This window comes from Stenotrophomonas sp. OVS01A, from assembly GCF_019969775.1.
GTDB lineage: Bacteria > Pseudomonadota > Gammaproteobacteria > Xanthomonadales > Xanthomonadaceae > Stenotrophomonas > Stenotrophomonas indicatrix.
Genome location: NZ_JAHXYV010000001.1, coordinates 830761 through 845614, shown reverse-complemented (window position 1 = coordinate 845614; position 14854 = coordinate 830761). Strand labels below are relative to the sequence as shown.

The following is a 14854-nucleotide window of genomic DNA, read 5'->3' as shown; positions in this document are numbered from 1 at the left end:
GGCGTGGATCTACTGACGGCCCGTCCACGCATGGCGTGGATCTACTGACGGCCCATCCACGCATGGCGTGGATCTACTGACGGCCCATCCACGCATGGCGTGGATCTACTGACGGCCCGTCCACGCATGGCGTGGATCTACTGACGGCCCGTCCACGCATGGCGTGGATCTACTGTGGCGGGCGGAGGAAAGTGGATCCACGCCATGCGTGGATGCTCTTCGCCTCCGCCACCATTTCCGTCAGGCCTGCGACGCGTCCTCGACTGGCCCGAGCTCGTGCAGGACCGCGGTGGCATAGCAGCCTGGCGGCAGCGCAAAGGACAACTCCAGTACGTCAGCGGCCAGCCACTGGTGCTGCAGCAGCGCTGGACGCAGCCGCAGCGCGCGCCGCTCCTGCTTCAGCCGCGCCTCTTCCAGGCCGGCGCGCAGCGCCTTTGATTCGTCATCATCCAGCGCTGCCAGTTCCAGCTCACGGGCGGCGTCGCTGCTGCGCAGCTCACCCTCGCCCCACAACGGAGCACTGGGGTGGATGTCGAAACGTGCCAGGCGCTCGGCCAGCACGTCGCTGTAGGGCTCGGGGCCGAACACGCTGCGGCTGCCATCAAGCATCCACACTTCGCCCTGCAGCGGCTGGTCCCAGCTGCCCTGCTCCACGCGTGCAGCGAGCACGCGGTTGAACAAGGCCGAACGCGCCGCCGACAACAGCAGCGAACGCTGGTCCTTGCGCATGCGCCGGCCACCGAACATCGCCAACGCGGCCGGCACATTGCCGCCATCACGACCGAAGCGCTGCTCGCCGAACCAGTTCGGCAGGCCACGCGCGGCGATCTGCTGCAGGCGCTCGTCGATTGCCGCCGCGTCACCCTGCACATCGCGTAGCACCAGCCTGAAGCGGTTGCCCGCCAGCGCACCGCGCTGCAGCTTGCGGTTGTGCCAGGTGGAGTCGATCACCTCGATCTCGTCACTGGCCAGCTCGGCCAGATCGGGCGCGACGCGCTTGGGCAGATGTACGCTGAAACGCTGGGTGGTGACCGCGTTGCGGTCCTTCATGCCGGCATAGCTGACCGCCATTTCCGGCAGGCCTGCCCACTTGGCCAGTACCTTGGCCACATGCACCGTATTGGCGCCACGCTTGCGGATATGCAGCAGCAGATGCTCGCCTTCACCGGTCGCCTCGAAAGCGGGCAACTCATCGACCTGGAAATCTTCCGGCGTGGTGCGGATGCGCGCCTGCAGCAGCGGCGCACCGAACGCGAGCGGCAACGGGATCATGCGGCCACCAGCAGCACGATCGCCTGCGCAGCGATGCCTTCGCCACGGCCGGTGAAGCCCAGCTTCTCGGACGTGGTGGCCTTGACGCTCACCGCATCCAACGGCAGCTGCAACAGTTCACCGATACGCTCGCGCATGGCCAGCGCATGCGGGCCGACCTTGGGCCGTTCGCAGATCACGGTGATGTCGGTGTTGCCGACACGCCAGCCGCACTCGCGCAGCAGGCCATCGCAATGGCGCACGAACTCGCTGCTGTCCGCGCCCTTCCAGCGGTCGTCAGTGGGCGGGAAGTGCTGGCCGATGTCGCCCAGCGCGATCGCACCGAGCATGGCGTCGCACAGCGCGTGCAGGATGACGTCGCCGTCGCTGTGCGCAAGCACGCCGCAGCTGTGCGGCACCGCGATGCCACCGAGCATGATGTGGTCGCCTTCACCGAAGGCATGGACGTCGTAGCCCTGGCCGATACGGACGGGCGGGAACGGGGAGGTGCTCATGGATGCAGCCCTTGCAGCAGGGCCGCGCGGGCGGTCAGCCGGCGCGGCGGGAGAGTACGAATTCGAAACGATCGAGATCGGCCGGCGTGGTGACCTTGAAGTTGTCCTCGCTGCCTTCCACCAGCAGCGGGCGCTGGCCCTGGCGCTCCATGGCCATGGCATCGTCGGTCACATCGACACCGGCGGTAGCGGCCTCGGACAGTGCGCGGATCAGCTGGTGGCGGCGGAACAGCTGCGGCGTCAGTGCGCGCCACAGGCGCTCACGTGGCTCGGTGCCGTCGATGCCACCATCATCACCAGCACGCTTGAGCGTGTCGCGTACCGGCGCGGCCAGGATGGCGCCGACCGGATCGGTGCGGCCCACTTCCAGCAGGCGGCCAAGATCGGCCTGCGACAGGTTCGGACGCGCCGCGTCATGCACCAGCACGAATTCATCGGCACGCACGCTGTCCGGCAGGGCCTGCAGCCCCGCCAGCACCGAGGCGGCGCGGGTGGCGCCACCGGTGCAGGTCAGCACCGGCTTTCCGGCCCATTCGCTCCAGCCCGGCCAGTCGGCATCGTCCGCACCGATCACCACCATCGCCCCGGCCACCGCCGGGTGTGCCAGCAGTGCGTCCAGGGTGTGGGCGAGCAGGGTCTGCCCGCCCGCCTGCAGGTACTGCTTGGGCAACGGCGCACCAAAACGCGTGCCGCGCCCTGCGGCCGGGACAACCACCCAGATCGCCGCGCTCATGGCACGTCCGCCGGATGGTCACCGGCCGGGGCCGCAACCGGCGCAGGCTGCGCCGGGCGCGTCGGTGCATCTTCCACGACGCGATAGAACTTCTCGCCGGGCTTGATCATGCCCAGCTCGCTGCGCGCGCGTTCTTCGATGGCGGACTGGCCTTCCTTGAGGTCCTTCACTTCGGCAGCAAGCGCATCGTTGCGCTGCTGCAGACCGTCATTGTCCCGCTCCTGGTTGGCGACCTGGGCTTCGAGCATCATCACTTCACCCGAATTGCCCGGGCCGAACCAGAAACGGTACTGCAGCCATGCCAGCAGCAGGGCCAGCAACAACAGCAGCCAGCGCCAGTCGCGCATCGGCTCAGCGCTTCAGCGACACGAACGCGTCACGACCAGCGTAACGCGCGCCGGCACCGAGGGCTTCCTCGATGCGCAGCAGCTGGTTGTACTTGGCCACGCGATCGCTGCGGCACAGCGAGCCGGTCTTGATCTGGGTGGCGGTGGTCGCCACCGCAATGTCGGCGATGGTGGTGTCCTCGGTTTCACCCGAACGGTGCGAGACCACGGCGGCGTAACCGGCACGGTCGGCCATGGCGATCGCTTCCAGCGTTTCGCTGAGGGTACCGATCTGGTTGACCTTGATCAGGATCGCGTTGGCGGTGCCCGAATCAATGCCCTCCTGGAAGATCTTCGGATTGGTGACGAACAGATCGTCGCCGACCAGCTGCACCTTCTTGCCGATGCGATCGGTCAGCAGCTTCCAGCCCGCCCAGTCGTTCTCGGCCAGGCCGTCTTCGATGGTGATGATCGGGTACTGCGCGGCCCAGTCAGCCAGGAAGTCGACGAACTGCTCGGAGGTCAGTCGCTTGTTCTCGCCGACCAGGTTGTACTTGCCGTTCTCGAAGAATTCGCTGGAGGCCACGTCCAGGCCCAGCAGCACGTCTTCACCAGCGGTGTAGCCGGCCTTGCCGATGGCTTCGAGGATGGTGTCCAGCGCTTCGACGTTGCTGCGGAAGTCCGGCGCGAAGCCGCCTTCGTCGCCCACCGCCGTGCTCAGGCCGTGGCCCTTCAGCACCGACTTCAGCGAATGGAAGATTTCGGTACCGGCACGCAGCGCTTCGGAGAACGAGGTGAAGCCGACCGGCAGCACCATGAACTCCTGGAAATCGACGTTGTTGTCGGCGTGCGCGCCGCCGTTGATGATGTTCATCATTGGCACCGGCAGCGACGGGGTCGCGCCGGTCTTGGCGGCCAGGTACTGCCACAGTGCCTGCTTGCTGGAGGCAGCGGCGGCGTGCGCGGCGGCCATGGAAACACCCAGCAGTGCGTTGGCACCCAGGCGGCCCTTGTTCTCGGTGCCATCCAGATCGATCAGGCGACGGTCCAGGCCGGCCTGGTCGGTAGCCTCGAAGCCCTTCAGTGCGTTGGCGATGGCGCCGTTGACGTTGTCGACGGCCTTGCGCACGCCCTTGCCGAGGTAACGGGTCTTGTCGCCGTCACGCAGCTCCACCGCTTCCTTGGTGCCGGTCGATGCGCCGGAGGGAACCGCGGCGCGACCGAACGAACCGTCCTCCAGGGTGACTTCGGCTTCCAGCGTGGGGTTGCCACGGCTGTCGAGGATTTCACGGGCATGGATGCTGCGGATCGTACTCATGGTCGGGCCGGTTACCTGTATGGAGAGGGGGCGACAAAAACGAATGCCGCGTGATTATCCCCGGCTACCCCTCACTTGCCAAATGGCGCGATGGGCATCAGCCCCAGCTGGACCCGATCACGATCAGCAGCAGCGACACCAGCATCACCAGCAGGGCACCGGCAATGGTCGCGCACACCGGCCCGCGCCGACGCCGCCAGGCCATCACCATCGCCACCAGGCTGCCCACGAAGGACAGCACCAGCGTGACCAGCGCGCCCAGCATCCAGTACTGCATGGCCTGCACGCCGTTGCTGCCATCCCCCGGCGGACGGAAGCTGGCGGCGAAGGCCAGCACGCCCACGAGCAAGCCGCCCCAGGCGAGCACCGACAGCAACAGGGCGACCAGGCCCCACGGCCAGCTGCGCGAGGGTTCAGGGATCGTATTCATCAAAGAAGATCGTGCAGCAGGATGCCCGCCCACAGCGACAGCAGGACCATCGCCAGTGCAGCGGTAACCCTGCCCCGGTTCAGGCGCCAGCCGAGCACCGCGGCGAAGAACCCTGCGGAAATGGTCAGCACTTCGGCCACCGCCAGGGCGATGACGAAGGGCATCAGGTTCACTACCGGACCGCCGGCACTCGACGGGCGCATGCCGGCACCGAACAGCATGCCGATGGCGAATACACCGGACACCGCCAGCAATGCCAGGCCGAGTGCGATCGGGCCCCACGGCCACTGCCGCCAGCGCCGGCGACGACGCTGGATCTCCAGCGCCGCCTGCGGGTGCTGGCTCACGCGAAGCGCGAGAAGCCGTGCTTCTTGGTCACCGCGTCGAGCTCCATCAGGGTCTCGAGCAGGGCTTCCATCTGGTCCAGCGGCCACGCGTTGGGGCCGTCGGACAGCGCCTTGGACGGGTCCGGATGGGTTTCGGCGAACAGGCCGGAGATGCCCACGGCAACCGCGGCACGCGCCAGCACCGGCACATGCTCGCGCTGGCCGCCGGAACTGGTGCCCTGCCCGCCCGGCAACTGCACCGAATGGGTGGCGTCGAACACCACCGGGCAGCCGGTATCGCGCATCACCGCCAGCGAACGCATGTCGCTGACCAGGTTGTTGTAGCCGAAGCTGGCGCCACGCTCGCAGACCATGATCTGCTCGTTGCCGGTGGCCTTGGCCTTCTCGACGACGGGCTTCATGTCCCACGGCGCCAGGAACTGGCCCTTCTTGATGTTGACCGGCTTGCCGGCCGAGCACACCTTGCGGATGAAGTCGGTCTGACGGACCAGGAACGCCGGGGTCTGCAGCACGTCCACCACCGAGGCCACTTCATCCATCGGGGTGTATTCGTGCACGTCGGTCAGCACCGGCACGCCGATCTGCTTCTTGACCTCGGCCAGCACCTTCAGGCCCTCTTCCATGCCCGGGCCACGGAAGGCCGTGCCGGAGGTGCGGTTGGCCTTGTCGAAGCTGGACTTGAAGATGAAGTTCACACCGAGCCTGTCGGTCACTTCCTTCAGCTTGCCGGCGGTATCCAGCTGCAGCTGCATCGACTCGATCACGCAGGGGCCGGCGATCAGGAACAGGGGCTGGTCCAGCCCGACCTCGAATCCACACAGTTTCATGGCGTTTCCTTGTTGTCCGCTACACCGGCAGTGCCGGTGCGCTGGGGTTGAAGCGAGCAAGATGGGGGCCAGCGGCCCCCATGACAAGTCAGGCGCGCACTTCCTGCAGCAGCTTGCCACCGGCCTTGCGCTCACGCGCGGCACGGATGAAGCCGATGAACAGCGGGTGGCCATCACGCGGGGTGGACAGGAATTCCGGGTGCGCCTGGCAGGCCAGGAACCACGGGTGCTGGTCGCGCGGCAGTTCAACCACTTCCACCAGGGTGTCGTCCATCGACTTGCCGGCGATCACCAGGCCGGCGTCTTCCAGCTGGGTGCGGTAGCGGTTGTTGAACTCGTAACGGTGGCGGTGGCGCTCGGCGACCACGTCCTTGCCGTACAGTTCGCGGGCCAGCGTACCCGGCTTCAGGCGCTGCTCCTGCAGGCCCAGGCGCATGGTGCCGCCCAGGTCACTCTTGTCGTCACGCTTTTCCACGTCGCCGGTGGCCGTGCGCCATTCGGTGATCAGGCCGATCACCGGGTTCGGCGACTGGCGATCGTTCTCGGTGCTGTTGGCGTCTTCCAGGCCCACCACGTGGCGCGCGTAGTCGACCACCGCAGCCTGCATGCCGTAGCAGATGCCGAAGTACGGCACCTTGTGCTCACGGGCGTACTGCGAGGTGAGCACCTTGCCTTCGAAGCCACGGTCGCCGAAACCACCCGGCACCAGGATGCCGTCGACATCGGCCAGCGCGGACATGTCGCTGCCTTCCAGGTCCTGCGCTTCCAGCCACTTCAGGGTGACCTTGGTGCGCTGGCGCAGGCCACCGTGCTTGAGCGCTTCGCCGACCGACTTGTAGGCGTCCTGGTGGTCGATGTACTTGCCGACCACCGCGATGGTCACCGCATCCAGCGGATGCAGGGTGGCATCGACGGCGTCTTCCCACATCGACAGGTCGGCCGGGCCGGCCTTGTCGGCCAGCTTCAGCTGGTTGATGACGATCTCGTCCAGGCCCTGTGCGTGCAGGCCCATCGGAATGCGGTACAGCACATCGACGTCGGGCACGCTGATCACCGCGCGCTCGGAGACGTTGGTGAACTGGGCGATCTTGCGACGCTCCGAATCCGGTACCGGCTGTTCCGAACGGCACAGCAGCACGTCCGGCTGGATGCCGATCGAGCGCAGTTCCTTCACCGAGTGCTGGGTCGGCTTGGTCTTCAGTTCACCCGCGGCGGCGATGTACGGCACCAGGGTGAGGTGCATGAACAGCGCCTTTTCCGGGCCGCGCTCGGTGCGTACCTGGCGGATCGCCTCCAGGAACGGCAGCGACTCGATGTCGCCGACGGTGCCGCCGATCTCCACCAGGGCCACGTCGAAGCCCTCGGTGGCTTCGTCCATGCAGCGACGGATCTCGTCGGTGATGTGCGGAATGACCTGCACGGTCGCGCCCAGGTAGTCGCCACGGCGCTCCTTGCGGATCACTTCCTCATAGATGCGACCGGTGGTGACCGAGTTCTTGCGGCTCAGGCGGGTGCGCACGAAGCGCTCGTAGTGTCCCAGGTCGAGATCGGTTTCGGCGCCGTCGTCGGTGACATACACCTCACCGTGCTGGAACGGGCTCATGGTGCCCGGGTCGACGTTGATGTACGGATCGAGCTTCATCATCGTGACCTTCAGGCCACGCGCTTCGAGAATGGCGGCCAGTGACGCGGCGGCAATACCTTTGCCGAGCGAGGACACCACGCCGCCGGTTACGAAAATCAAGGGAGTCATGGCTGCAAGCATCCTGTCTGGAAATGGAAAACGGCAGCGCCACGCCTGCCCGGGGGGCGGGCGTGGAGCAGAAAGGGGGTTTTCCGGTTCGCTGGAGCAGCGAGGGAGGTGCGGGCCCGGCCAGCGCAATGCGCCAGCGGGGAACCACCCTGCGAGGTCGGGGCGGCCGTGCCGGTCACTTCGACCGTCACCTGCGACCCGCTTTGCTGGAGGCCACGCTTGGCCGTGCCAGCCCATTCGCAAATGGTGGACACGCACTTACTCCCGGAAAGCCATAGTTTACAGATAGATGGCCGCCAACCCAAGGGGCAGATGGCGCCATCGGCAAAAAGAAACGCCCCGCTGGGCGGGGCGTTCGAGGGGGAAACCCTTGTGGCAAGGGCCTCGGAGGGGCAGAAGAATTACTTCTTCTTGCGTGCCTCTTCCTCTTCTTCCTGCTGCGGCACCGGCTGGCCCTTGGCCTTCATCTCGGCATTGGCCTGCGCGCGGCGCTTGGCCTTGGCCTCGGCTTCGGACTGCGCCTTGTCGGCCTGGTCACCCTGCTGCGGAGCAGGCTGGCCGGCGTTCTGCGCCAGCACCATCGGCACTGCAACAGCGGCGGCAGCCAGGATCGCAATGGTCAGCAACTTCTTCATGGACTCCTCCTCGCGGTATGGCTCGGATGTGGGGGGCGCCGGTGTTCGGTTCCAGCGGTTGCCATTTTACCCCCTCCCCGCCAACGAGGCTGAACCGCAGGCGTGCAAATTCCCGGTCCAGACCGCACACTTGCCCGTCGCTCCACGCTTTCGAAGACAGATGAACGCCCGCTATAACGCCGCCGATATTGAAGTCCTGTCCGGCCTTGACCCGGTCAAGCGCCGCCCCGGCATGTATACCGACACCGCGCGCCCGAACCACCTGGCGCAGGAAGTGATCGACAACTCGGTGGACGAGGCCCTCGCCGGCCATGCCCGCTCGATCGAGATCACCCTGTTCAAGGACGGCAGCGTGGAGGTCAGCGATGACGGCCGCGGCATGCCGGTGGACATCCATCCGGAAGAGAAGATCCCGGGCGTCGAGCTGATCCTGACCCGCCTGCATGCCGGCGGCAAGTTCAACAACAACAACTACACCTTCTCCGGCGGCCTGCATGGCGTCGGCGTCAGCGTCGTCAACGCGCTGTCGACCCTGGTGGAAATCCACATCAAGCGCGACGGTGCCGAACACCGCATCACCTTCCGCAACGGCGACCGCGCCTCGCCGCTGGAAGTGGTCGGCACCGTCGGCAAGAAGAACACCGGTACCCGCCTGCGCTTCTGGCCGGACCCGAAGTACTTCGATACGCCCAAGTTCGCCGTGCGTGCGCTCAAGCACCTGCTGCGCGCCAAGGCCGTGCTGTGCCCGGGCCTGACCGTCAAGCTGACCGACGAAGCCACCGGCGAGGTCGACACCTGGTACTACGAAGACGGCCTGCGCGATTACCTGAAGCTGGAGCTGGGCGATCGCGAGTCGCTGCCGGCTGATCTGTTCGTGGGCAACCTGAAGAAAGACACCGAGATCGTGGACTGGGCCGTGGCCTGGCTGCCGGAAGGCGAGCTGGTGCAGGAAAGCTACGTCAACCTGATTCCCACCGCACAGCATGGCACCCACGCCAACGGCCTGCGCACCGGCCTGACCGAAGCGCTGCGCGAGTTCTGCGACTTCCGCAACCTGCTGCCGCGCGGCGTCAAGCTGGCCCCGGAAGACGTGTGGGACCGCGTGTCGTTCGTGCTGTCACTGAAGATGACCGACCCGCAGTTCAGCGGCCAGACCAAGGAACGCCTGTCCTCGCGCCAAGCCGCCGGTTTTGTCGAAGGCGCCGCGCACGATGCGTTCAGCCTGCTGCTGAACCAGAACGTGGAGCTGGGCGAGAAGATCGCGCAGATCGCCATCGAGCGCGCCAGTGCGCGCCTGAAGACCGAGAAGCTGGTCGTCCGCAAGAAGGTCACCCAGGGCCCTGCCCTGCCCGGCAAGCTGGCCGACTGCATCAGCCAGGACCTGTCGCGCACCGAACTGTTCCTGGTCGAGGGCGACTCGGCAGGCGGCAGCGCCAAACAGGCCCGCGACAAGGATTTCCAGGCGATCCTGCCGCTGCGCGGCAAGATCCTCAACACCTGGGAAGTGTCCTCCAACAGCGTGCTGGCCTCGGAGGAAGTGCACAACCTGGCAGTGGCCATCGGCTGTGACCCGGGCAAGGAAGACATCAGCGGCCTGCGCTACGGCAAGGTGATCATCCTGGCCGACGCCGACTCCGACGGCCTGCATATCGCAACGCTGCTGACCGCACTGTTCCTGAAGCACTTCCCGGCGCTGGTCGATGCCGGCCACGTGTTCGTGGCGATGCCGCCGCTGTTCCGCATCGACGTGGGCAAGCAGGTGTTCTACGCCCTGGATGAGGAAGAAAAGCGCTCGATGCTGGACAAGATCGAACGCGAGAAGATCAAGGGCGCGATCAACGTGACCCGCTTCAAGGGCTTGGGCGAGATGAATCCGCCGCAGCTGCGTGAATCCACCATCCATCCGGACACCCGTCGCCTGGTGCAGTTGACCATTGACGATGGCGAGCAGACCCATTCACTGATGGACATGCTGCTGGCCAAGAAGCGCGCGTCGGACCGCAAGGGCTGGCTGGAGAGCAAGGGCGATCTGGCTTCGCTGGAAGTCTGATTCCCGGACCCGTGGTAGTGCCGGCCGCTGGCCGGCTGCTTTTCGTGAACCAGCGGGATACCTGGGTTGCCGGCCAGCGGCCGGCACTACCGGACCTCTTCGTGCTGCCGGCCAGCGGCCGGCATTACCGGGCCGTTGGATCGGCCGCCATCGGCAAACCCTGCGGGTCCATAATGCGCGTTCATCCGCGTGGACGACCCCATTGCCCGCCAACTCACTGCTGTTCCCCGGGCTGCCGCTGCACAGCGCGCGCCTGGTGCTGAGCCCCATTCGCCGCGATGACGCCGCGGCCCTGTTCGCCCTGCAGTCCGACCCGGACGTGATGCACTGGTGGAACCACCCGGCGTGGACGCGTCCGGCCGAAGCACGCGCGCAGATCGACGACGACCTGGCTGCACAGGCCACCGGCACGCAGTTGAAGCTGGCCCTGCGCGAATCGGTGGACGGCCCGCTGCTGGGCATCTGCGTGGTGTTTGCCCTGGATCGGGACGCGGCGCGCGCGGAAATCGGCTATCTGCTGGCACCTGGCAGGCAGGGCCACGGCTACATGCATGAAGCGCTGCAGCAGGTGCTGGCCTATCTGTTCAACACCCTGCAACTGCACCGGGTGGAAGCGGAGATCGATCCACGCAACCACGCCTCGGCACACGTGCTCGAACGCCTGGGCTTCCACCGCGAAGGCCTGCTGCGGCAGCGTTGGCGTATCCAGGGTGAACTGGCCGACTCGGCCGTGTACGGACTGCTGGCCGACGACGCGGTGCGCTCAGCCACCGTCGCTTGACCGGATCAGGCCACAACGCTGGCCCATGCCTTTGGACACATACGGTGCGCGGCACCCCGCCCTAGCATCGGGGTCCCTTCCGCTGCCGTTCCGGTGCCATGAAGTCCCTGCTGCACTCTGCCGCGCTCTGCGTCGGCCTGCTGATCGCCCCTGCCTGCGTGCTGGCCGCGCCTGCTGCTGACGGCGCCTCCGAAACGAAAGAAGAAAAGACCGAAGCCACTCCCCTGCCGGCCGATGCGTCGGCTCGCCAGAGCATGCGCTTGGCGGGCCGCACTCTCGACTACACCGCCACCGTTGGCACCCTGCCGGTACGCGATGCGAAGGGCAAGGTGATCGCCGATGTGGTGTTCACCGCCTACACGATGCCGGGCAAGGACCGGCCCGTGACCTTCGCGCTCAATGGCGGCCCCGGCGCATCTTCTGTGTACCTCAACCTGGGCGCCATCGGCCCGAAGGTGGTGACCTTCGGTTCGGAAGGCGACAGCGCATCGGCGCCGGCGAAGCTGCACGACAATCCCGGCACCTGGCTGGACTTCACCGACCTGGTGTTCATCGATCCGGTCGGTACCGGCTTCAGCCGCGCCCGCATCGGCGATGAGGAAGCGAAGAAACAGCTGTATACGCCCAGTGCCGATGTCGAGTACCTCTCGCGCACGATCTACGACTGGCTGCTGCGCAACCAGCGCATGGCCTCGCGCAAGTACCTGACCGGCGAGAGCTATGGCGGCTATCGCGGCCCGCGCATCACCCACTTCCTGCAGACGCGCCTGGGCGTGGCGATGAACGGCCTGGTGCTGGTGTCGCCTTACCTGAGCCCGACCCTGGAAGACAACGCCGATGTCTCGCCGATGGCGTGGATGCAGACCCTGCCGTCGATCGCTGCCGCGCACCTGGAACGCCAGGGCAAGCTGACCGAAGCGGCGATGCGCGAGGTGGTCGAGTACACCCGCGGCGACTACGCCACCGCGCTGATGAAGGGCCGCAGCGATCCGCAGGCGACCGAGGCGATGCTGCGCCGGGTGGCCGAGTTGACCGGCCTGGACCCGCAGTTCGTGCGCCGCGCCGGCGGTCGCCTGGAAACCCAGGCCTACCTGCGTGAGGTGTTCCGCGACAAGGGCACGCTGGGCAGCCGCTACGATTCCAACGTCACCGCGTTCGATCCGTTCCCGAACGATCCGGAGCAGCGCGCCAACGATCCGCTGCTGGACAGCATCATCGCCCCGACCACCACCGCGATGGTCGACTTCGTTACCCGCGAGGTCGGCTGGAAGGTGGATGCGCGCTACCAGGCACTGAACTACGACGTGAACCGTCTGTGGGATCGCAATGGTGACCTGCGCGAAGGTGCGGTGACCCAGCTGCGCCAGGCCGTGGCGATCGATCCGCACCTGCAGGTGCTGATCGTGCATGGCTGGAATGACCTGTCCTGCCCGTTCATGGGCTCGATCCTGACGGTGGACCAGATGCCGACGATGGGCAGCAACCCGGACCGCGTGCAGGTGCGCAGCTATCCGGGCGGGCACATGTTCTACAGCCGGGCTGACAGCCAGGCGGCGTTCCGCAGGGATGTGCAGGCGTTGTTCCAGCGCAATTGAGGGGTTGTCGGCCGGGCCTGCGGCCCGGCACCCGCGGACAGCAACGGCAACGGCAACGGCAACGTCAAAAGCGGGCTTTCCGTGGGTTGGCGGGGTGGGCCCGGTTGCGGGGGACGCCGTAAACCCCCAGACCGGCCCAGCCGCTGGCGGCTGTGCGTTCGGGCGCTTGCGAAGCAGTGCCTCGCAAGCAAAGCGCCCTCACCCTTGGGGGCTTGTCCGCGGCATCCATGCCGCGGACACCCCCGCAACCGGACCCACTCCGCCTTCGACAGGTTCCGGCTGCTGTTGGTGGGTGTCGACTTCCTGCTGCTGTTGGTAGGTGTCGACCTTGGTCGACACGGTAGATCCACGCCATGCGTGGATAACGGATGCTTCATGAAATGAAAAAGCCCGCCGGAATCCGGCGGGCTTTTTGTTTTCCGGGGTCAGATCCTTTTCCTGCAGGGAAAGGGCTCTGATCCCAAGGCTCCTGGCATCAGGTCCAGCCGAGCAGCTCGAACAGCTTCAGGATCAGGTAGGCGCAGCCGCCTGCCGCCGGGATGGTCAGGATCCAGGCCCAGACGATGCGTTCGATCACGCCCAGGCGCAGCGAACGCGGGTTCTTGGCGAAGCCTACGCCCATGATCGCGGTGGAGATGCTGTGGGTGGTCGATACCGGCATGCCGAAGTGCGCCGCCAGGGTCAGCACGGTGGCCGAGCTGGTTTCCGCGGCGAAGCCGTGGATCGGGTGCAGCTTGACCATCTTGTGGCCCAGGGTCTTGATGATCTTCCAGCCGCCCGAGGCGGTACCGGCGGCCATCACCACCGCACAGGTCAGCACGATCCACATGGCAATGCCGTCGCCAGCGTGCGCGTCCGGATGCATGAAGGCCAGCCACGACGGCAGGTCGTTCAACGCGCCGGTCGCCTCGGCACCGATCAGGGTCATCGCGATGATGCCCATGGTCTTCTGCGCATCGTTGTGGCCGTGGGCAAAGCCCATGTAGGCCGCCGAAGCGATCTGTGCCTTGCCGAAGAACGCATTGACGATGCGCGGACGTGCCAGCCGGCCGATCGCGCCGCCGATCTTGGCCAGGCCTGCGATCAGCGCCCACAACAGCACCATCACTGCGATGCCGAGCAGGAAGCCTGCGATCGGCGAGGTGATCATCGGCACGAACACCTTCCACAGCAGGCCCTTGTTCTGCGCCCAGCTGCCAAGCCGTTCGGACCAGATCAGCGCGTCCCAGTTGTTGTGGGCCGCAGCCAGGCCGGCGCCGCACAGGCCACCGATCAACGCGTGCGAGGACGAGGACGGCAGGCCCTTCCACCAGGTGATCAGGTTCCAGATGATGCCGCCGAGCAGCGCGCACAGGATCACCTGCGGGGTCACGTCGACCACGTTGGTGTTGAGCAGGCCCGACGCGATGGTCAGTGCGACCGCGGTGCCGGTCAGGGCACCGATGAGGTTCATGAAGGCGGCAAGCATCACCGCCCAACCGGGCGACAGTACTTTGGTTGCCACCACGGTAGCGATGGAGTTGGCGGTATCGTGGAAGCCGTTGATGAACTCGAAGACGAGTGCGGCCAGGATCACCACCAGGACTAGGGTGAGCATCGGTACCGGCCCGTCAGCTGTTCTTCAACACGATCTGGTACGCCACCACACCGGCCTCGCGGCAGCGGTCGATGGCCTTCTCCAGGATCTCGAAGAATTCCTTGAGCAGGAACATCTGCAGGTTGTCCAGGCGACCGGAGTAGATGTCGCGGTACAGCTCGAGCATCAGACGGTCGGCCTCGTTTTCCAGCGAGCGCAGGCGCTCGTTGAGCGCGGTCATCCGATCCAGGTTCATGTGGCGCAGGTCGGCGACCATCTCCACCACCACGCCAGCGGCCTGCTCGAGCATCGCCGCGCGCGGCGCGAAGTCGATGTGTTCCAGGTGGGTAGTGGCCAGCGAATAGCGATCGGCGAACTTCTCGATCTGCTTGGGAATCTTGTACAGGGCCGAGCCCAGCGCTTCGATGTCTTCGCGCTCGATCGGGGTCATGAAGCTGTCCACCAGCGCCTGGCTGATCTTGTCCGAGGCCGCGCGTTCGCGCAGACGGGCCAGCTTGAAGGCATCCAGGGCGGGCTGGCGATCGGCGTCGCGCAGCATCGAATGCAGTGCCTTGGCGGCATCGGAAGCCGCGACGGCAGCCTCATCGAGCAGGGTGTAGAACTGTTTGCCGGAACCGAAAATGGTCTGCAGAGAGAACATTGAGAAACCTGTCAGCCGTCGCGGGAAGGACGGCACCAGTGCGAATTATGACGGCT

15 protein-coding genes are annotated in these 14854 nt (G+C 66.2%); 3 read left to right on the top strand and 12 right to left on the bottom strand.

Annotation, left to right across the window (positions count from 1 at the left end):
• Nucleotides 1-240 precede the first annotated feature (240 nt).
• From truD to LC407_RS03995, 10 genes are all read right to left on the bottom strand, one after another.
• The gene (truD, locus tag LC407_RS04040) at nucleotides 241-1272 is read right to left on the bottom strand and encodes a tRNA pseudouridine(13) synthase TruD (RefSeq protein ID WP_032976508.1); all 1032 of its coding nucleotides are present in this window, start codon (nucleotides 1270-1272) and stop codon (nucleotides 241-243) included.
• Nucleotides 1269-1766: a 2-C-methyl-D-erythritol 2,4-cyclodiphosphate synthase gene (gene ispF, locus LC407_RS04035; RefSeq protein ID WP_223482236.1), complete on the bottom strand. Its 498-nt coding sequence runs from the start codon at nucleotides 1764-1766 to the stop codon at nucleotides 1269-1271. Before ispF ends, truD begins: the two co-directional genes overlap by 4 nt.
• 34 nt (nucleotides 1767-1800) lie before the next feature.
• Nucleotides 1801-2499, bottom strand: coding sequence for a 2-C-methyl-D-erythritol 4-phosphate cytidylyltransferase (gene ispD, locus LC407_RS04030; protein ID WP_025878901.1), 699 nt, complete (start codon nucleotides 2497-2499; stop codon nucleotides 1801-1803).
• Nucleotides 2496-2846 (bottom strand): cell division protein FtsB, encoded by a 351-nt coding sequence (gene ftsB, locus LC407_RS04025; RefSeq protein ID WP_025878900.1) that lies wholly within the window; start codon nucleotides 2844-2846, stop codon nucleotides 2496-2498. The genes ispD and ftsB overlap by 4 nt, the downstream gene beginning before the upstream one ends.
• A 4-nt stretch (nucleotides 2847-2850) precedes the next feature.
• Nucleotides 2851-4143 (bottom strand): phosphopyruvate hydratase, encoded by a 1293-nt coding sequence (eno, locus tag LC407_RS04020; protein WP_080149197.1) that lies wholly within the window; start codon nucleotides 4141-4143, stop codon nucleotides 2851-2853.
• 97 nt (nucleotides 4144-4240) lie between these two features.
• Complete coding sequence (locus LC407_RS04015) at nucleotides 4241-4573, bottom strand: hypothetical protein (protein ID WP_025878898.1); 333 nt, start codon at nucleotides 4571-4573, stop codon at nucleotides 4241-4243.
• Complete coding sequence (locus LC407_RS04010; protein ID WP_223482235.1) at nucleotides 4573-4920, bottom strand: hypothetical protein; 348 nt, start codon at nucleotides 4918-4920, stop codon at nucleotides 4573-4575. The genes LC407_RS04015 and LC407_RS04010 overlap by 1 nt, the downstream gene beginning before the upstream one ends.
• Nucleotides 4917-5747 (bottom strand): 3-deoxy-8-phosphooctulonate synthase, encoded by an 831-nt coding sequence (kdsA, locus tag LC407_RS04005; RefSeq protein WP_012510652.1) that lies wholly within the window; start codon nucleotides 5745-5747, stop codon nucleotides 4917-4919. The genes LC407_RS04010 and kdsA overlap by 4 nt, the downstream gene beginning before the upstream one ends.
• A gap of 88 nt (nucleotides 5748-5835) precedes the next feature.
• On the bottom strand, nucleotides 5836-7500 hold the full coding sequence (locus LC407_RS04000) for a CTP synthase (RefSeq protein WP_025878896.1): 1665 nt from the start codon (nucleotides 7498-7500) through the stop codon (nucleotides 5836-5838).
• 401 nt (nucleotides 7501-7901) lie between these two features.
• Nucleotides 7902-8135, bottom strand: coding sequence for a hypothetical protein (locus tag LC407_RS03995; RefSeq protein WP_025878895.1), 234 nt, complete (start codon nucleotides 8133-8135; stop codon nucleotides 7902-7904).
• Between the two features lie 160 nt (nucleotides 8136-8295).
• Here LC407_RS03995 and parE point away from each other — a divergent pair, with 160 nt between their 5' ends.
• The 3 genes from parE (at nucleotide 8296) to LC407_RS03980 (ending at nucleotide 12561) form a co-directional block, all read left to right on the top strand.
• Complete coding sequence (parE, locus tag LC407_RS03990) at nucleotides 8296-10185, top strand: DNA topoisomerase IV subunit B (protein ID WP_025878894.1); 1890 nt, start codon at nucleotides 8296-8298, stop codon at nucleotides 10183-10185.
• Nucleotides 10186-10387: 202 nt separating this feature from the next.
• Nucleotides 10388-10966 (top strand): GNAT family protein, encoded by a 579-nt coding sequence (locus LC407_RS03985; RefSeq protein ID WP_059063745.1) that lies wholly within the window; start codon nucleotides 10388-10390, stop codon nucleotides 10964-10966.
• Between the two features lie 98 nt (nucleotides 10967-11064).
• A complete protein-coding gene (locus LC407_RS03980) occupies nucleotides 11065-12561 on the top strand; it encodes a S10 family peptidase (RefSeq protein WP_223482234.1) in 1497 nt (498 codons plus the stop codon).
• Between the two features lie 475 nt (nucleotides 12562-13036).
• On the opposite strand, the gene LC407_RS03975 is transcribed toward LC407_RS03980, so the two are convergent.
• The gene (locus tag LC407_RS03975; RefSeq protein WP_025878891.1) at nucleotides 13037-14158 is read right to left on the bottom strand and encodes an inorganic phosphate transporter; all 1122 of its coding nucleotides are present in this window, start codon (nucleotides 14156-14158) and stop codon (nucleotides 13037-13039) included.
• 13 nt (nucleotides 14159-14171) lie between these two features.
• Nucleotides 14172-14798, bottom strand: a complete 627-nt coding sequence (locus LC407_RS03970; protein WP_025878890.1) for a DUF47 family protein — start codon at nucleotides 14796-14798, stop codon at nucleotides 14172-14174.
• Nucleotides 14799-14854 lie beyond the last annotated feature (56 nt).

Bases quoted from the DNA above. Each gene is read 5' to 3' on its own strand.
- truD (WP_032976508.1), bottom strand. From the start codon at position 1,272: ATGATCCCGTTGCCGCTCGCGTTCGGTGCGCCGCTGCTGCAGGCGCGC.
- ispF (WP_223482236.1), bottom strand. From the start codon at position 1,766: ATGAGCACCTCCCCGTTCCCGCCCGTCCGTATCGGCCAGGGCTACGAC.
- ispD (WP_025878901.1), bottom strand. From the start codon at position 2,499: ATGAGCGCGGCGATCTGGGTGGTTGTCCCGGCCGCAGGGCGCGGCACG.
- ftsB (WP_025878900.1), bottom strand. From the start codon at position 2,846: ATGCGCGACTGGCGCTGGCTGCTGTTGTTGCTGGCCCTGCTGCTGGCA.
- eno (WP_080149197.1), bottom strand. From the start codon at position 4,143: ATGAGTACGATCCGCAGCATCCATGCCCGTGAAATCCTCGACAGCCGT.
- LC407_RS04015 (WP_025878898.1), bottom strand. From the start codon at position 4,573: ATGAATACGATCCCTGAACCCTCGCGCAGCTGGCCGTGGGGCCTGGTC.
- kdsA (WP_012510652.1), bottom strand. From the start codon at position 5,747: ATGAAACTGTGTGGATTCGAGGTCGGGCTGGACCAGCCCCTGTTCCTG.
- LC407_RS04000 (WP_025878896.1), bottom strand. From the start codon at position 7,500: ATGACTCCCTTGATTTTCGTAACCGGCGGCGTGGTGTCCTCGCTCGGC.
- LC407_RS03995 (WP_025878895.1), bottom strand. From the start codon at position 8,135: ATGAAGAAGTTGCTGACCATTGCGATCCTGGCTGCCGCCGCTGTTGCA.
- parE (WP_025878894.1), top strand. From the start codon at position 8,296: ATGAACGCCCGCTATAACGCCGCCGATATTGAAGTCCTGTCCGGCCTT.
- LC407_RS03980 (WP_223482234.1), top strand. From the start codon at position 11,065: ATGAAGTCCCTGCTGCACTCTGCCGCGCTCTGCGTCGGCCTGCTGATC.
- LC407_RS03975 (WP_025878891.1), bottom strand. From the start codon at position 14,158: ATGCTCACCCTAGTCCTGGTGGTGATCCTGGCCGCACTCGTCTTCGAG.
- LC407_RS03970 (WP_025878890.1), bottom strand. From the start codon at position 14,798: ATGTTCTCTCTGCAGACCATTTTCGGTTCCGGCAAACAGTTCTACACC.